Raw genomic sequence first — 3,868 nt, forward strand, 5'->3', positions numbered from 1 at the left:
TACACAGCCTTGATGCCGCCCGGCACCTGGACGGCGTTCGGCGCGGCGCTGCGAGCCCCGGTCGGGCGCATCCACTGGGCGGGCACCGAGACCGCAAGAACCTGGAACGGCTACATCGACGGCGCTATCCGCTCCGGTGAGGACGCGGCAAGCGATGCGCTGCAGGCTCTCGCTATGGGCTGAGATGTCGGCCGGCAACTCGCTGCCCGGTATGTCACCACGCCGGAAGACGTGCTCGCTCGGTACCATCGATCCATGCCGTGGCGGCTCAGATGCTTCGCATTCGATGGTCTCGGGTAACTTGACGGCGCGGCGCAGTCGCGGGGGCACTGCCCTCCATTTAGCCTGGCATCGCAGAGCACGTAAATAAGGGAACTCCAATGCTGGTTATGCATGGTTTTTGGTCGATGTCAGGCGGTTTGCGACTGTGGGCCGAGGACTCCGACCTGCTGGTCAAGAGCCCGAGCCAGGCGATCCGTTCGGCGCGGCCGCACCCGTTCGCGGCGACGGCCGACGTGATCTCGGGCATACATCCGGGCAAGCCAGATGTCTCCGTACTGTTGTTGCCGTCGTTGCGGTCGGCGCCGCTGGACTCCCCAGAGGTCATCCGGGTCATCCCGCGTCCCGCCGCGCGAACCGACCCCACGCTGTTGGCGTGGTCGGTTCCGGTCGTGCAACTGGATGCCGGCGCCGCGTTGGCCGCGATCGAGGAGCCCGTAGCCGACATCCGCTACGGTGCATCTGTCGGCTACCTCGCCGAACTGGCGGCGTTCGCACGTGAGTTGGTCGAGCGGGGCAGGGTGCTGCCGCAGTTGCGCAGCGACTCGCACGGCGCGATCGCGTGCTGGCGTCCGGTGTTGCAGGGCCGTGACGTGGTCGCGATGACCGTCCTCACCTCGACGATGCCACCGGTGTGCCGGGCCGAACCTGGCGGGCACGGCCCGCACGAGCTGGTGGTCTCCGCGTTGGATGCGATGGTCGATGCCGCCGTCCGAGCGGAGTTGCCGCCGATCGACCTTGTACCCCCGCGCCGGGGGCGCCCGAAGCGTCGGCCCGTCGCGGAGGATTGGTTGACAGCGCTGACCGGTCTGGACGGCCGATTCGACGCGGAGCCTGATGGACTCGATGCGCTGGCCGAGGCGTTGCGACCGTGGGACGACGTCGGCGTCGGCATGGTCGGCCCGGCCAGAGCGACATTCCGGTTAAGCGAAGTCGAGGCTGAGTCCGACGACCGTGAAGCCGAGACCGGTGTGGAGGCGGTCTCGTCGTGGCGGCTGGAGTTCTTGTTGCAGTCGACGGAGGACCCCAGCCTGTTGGTCGGTGCCGAGCAGGCCTGGAACGACGACGGCAGCTTGCGTCGGTGGCTGGATCGGCCGCAAGAGCTGCTGCTGAGTGAGCTGGGCCGGGCAAGTCGGATTTTCCCGGAACTCACCCCGGCGCTGCGCACCGCGCGACCATCTGAGCTGATGCTCGACGCCGACGACGCCTACCGGTTCCTGTCGGTCACGGCCGCGGTGCTCGACGAGGCCGGGTTCGGCGTGCTGCTGCCGTCGTGGTGGGACCGGCGGCGCAAGCTGGGGTTGGTGCTATCCGCGCACACCCCGGTCGACGGGGTGGTGGGCAAGACAAGCAAGTTCGGTCGCGACCAGCTCGTCCAGTTCCGCTGGGAGCTGGCTATCGGCGACGACGCGCTCACCGCGGATGAGATCGCGGCGCTGGCCGAGACCAAGGCTCCGTTGATCCGGCTGCGCGGCCAGTGGGTGGCGCTGAATCCCGAGCAGCTGCGCCGTGGGCTGGAATTTTTGGCACGCAAGCCAACCGGTCGCAAGACTGCGGCCGAGATCCTCGCGCTGGCCGCCAGCCACCCCGACGACATCGACACCCCCCTCGACGTCACTGCGGTGCGCGCCGACGGGTGGCTCGGCGACCTGCTCAACGGCGCCGCCGCGCAATCGCTGCAGCCGCTGGAACCGCCCGACGGATTCACCGCGACGCTGCGTCCCTACCAGAAGCGCGGCCTGTCGTGGCTGGCGTTCCTCTCCTCCCTCGGCTTGGGCAGCTGCCTGGGCGACGACATGGGCCTGGGTAAAACCGTTCAACTTCTAGCCATGGAAACCCTTCAACGACAACAGAATCCAGCCATCGGCCCTACGTTGTTGCTGTGCCCAATGTCGTTGGTCGGCAACTGGCAGCGGGAGACGGCGAAGTTCGCGCCCGGCCTGCGGGTGTATGCGCATCACGGTGGTGCGCGGCTGCACGGCGAGCAGCTGGGTGAACTCCTGCAACAAACCGACCTGTCCGTCACCACCTACACGACAGCCACCCGCGACATTGACGAGCTGGCCGGCTACCGTTGGCATCGGGTGGTGCTCGACGAGGCGCAGGCGGTGAAGAACAGCCTGTCACGGGCGGCCAAGGCGGTGCGCCAGTTGGAAGCGGGGCACCGGGTTGCGCTGACCGGGACGCCGATGGAAAACCGGCTCGCCGAGCTGTGGTCGATCATGGACTTCCTCAATCCCGGCCTGCTCGGATCCTCCGAACGGTTCCGCACTCGCTACGCCATCCCGATCGAACGGCACGGGCAAACCGAGCCGGCCGAGCGGCTGCGGGCAGTCACCCGGCCCTATATTCTGCGCCGTCTCAAGACCGACCCCGCGATCATCGACGACCTGCCGGAGAAGATCGAGATCAAGCAGTACTGTCAGCTCACCGCGGAGCAGGCCTCGCTGTATCAGGCGGTCGTCGCAGAGATGATCGACAAGATCGAAAACACCGAGGGCATTGAGCGGCGCGGCAACGTCTTGGCCGCGATGGCCAAGCTCAAACAGGTGTGCAACCACCCCGCGCAGCTGCTCCACGATCGCTCGCCCGTCGGCCGCAGATCGGGGAAGGTGATCCGGCTCGAGGAGATCCTCGAAGAGATCCTGGCCGAGGGCGATCGAGTGCTGTGCTTCACTCAGTTCACCGAGTTCGCCGAGCTGCTGGTGCCACACCTGGCGGCGCGCTTCGGCCGCGACGTGGCCTATCTGCACGGCGGCACCCCGAAGAAGCGGCGCGATGAGATGGTGGCCCGGTTCCAGTCCGGCGACGGGCCGCCGGTCTTCCTGCTGTCGCTGAAGGCGGGCGGCACCGGGCTGAACCTTACCGCCGCGAACCATGTTGTCCACCTGGACCGGTGGTGGAATCCAGCGGTGGAGAACCAGGCGACCGACCGGGCATTCCGGATCGGGCAGCGGCGCACGGTGCAGGTGCGCAAGTTCATCTGCACGGGCACGCTCGAGGAGAAGATCGACGAAATGATCGAGGAAAAAAAGGCTCTAGCCGACCTGGTCGTCACCGACGGCGAAGGTTGGCTGACCGAACTTTCCACCCGCGACCTCCGCAAGATGTTCGCGCTGTCCGAGGGGGCCGTCGGTGAGTAGGGGCTGGTATCCGCCGCCGTCGCGACCGCGTCCAGTCGAGGATGGGCTCAAGGCGCGCAGCACCCGCGGCGCGATCGCGCAGACCTGGTGGTCGGAGCGGTTCATCGCGGTACTGGAGGACATCGGCCTGGGAAATCGGCTGCAGCGCGGGCGCAACTACGCGCGCAAGGGACAGGTAATCTCGCTCGACGTGGATGCAGGCTCGGTCACCGCGCACGTACAGGGCAGCAGGGCCCGGCCGTATCGGGTCCGGATCGGGATTGCCGCATTCGGCAAATCGGAATGGGTCCAAATCGAACACACTCTGACCGAAAGTGCTTGGTATACTGCCAAACTGCTGTCTAGCGAGATGCCCGACGACATCGAGGACGTCTTCGCTGGGCTGGGCCTGTCGCTGTTCCCCGCCAACGCCCGGGAGCTCTCGCTGGACTGCACGTGTCCCGATC

General features: G+C 67.1%; 3 protein-coding genes. All 3 read left to right on the forward strand.

Annotation, left to right across the window (positions count from 1 at the left end; genetic code table 11):
* Positions 1–183: FAD-dependent oxidoreductase (locus tag AC2VON_RS09765; RefSeq protein ID WP_486952772.1), on the forward strand; the 183-nt coding region annotated here is incomplete at its 5' end.
* A gap of 197 nt (positions 184–380) precedes the next feature.
* Positions 381–3,422: a DEAD/DEAH box helicase gene (locus AC2VON_RS09770; protein WP_486952773.1), complete on the forward strand. Its 3,042-nt coding sequence runs from the start codon at positions 381–383 to the stop codon at positions 3,420–3,422.
* The coding region (locus AC2VON_RS09775; protein ID WP_486952774.1) for an SWIM zinc finger family protein at positions 3,415–3,868 on the forward strand (454 nt) is incomplete at its 3' end. The genes AC2VON_RS09770 and AC2VON_RS09775, both read left to right, overlap by 8 nt.

The organism is Mycobacterium sp. TH-M82, assembly GCF_057473605.1.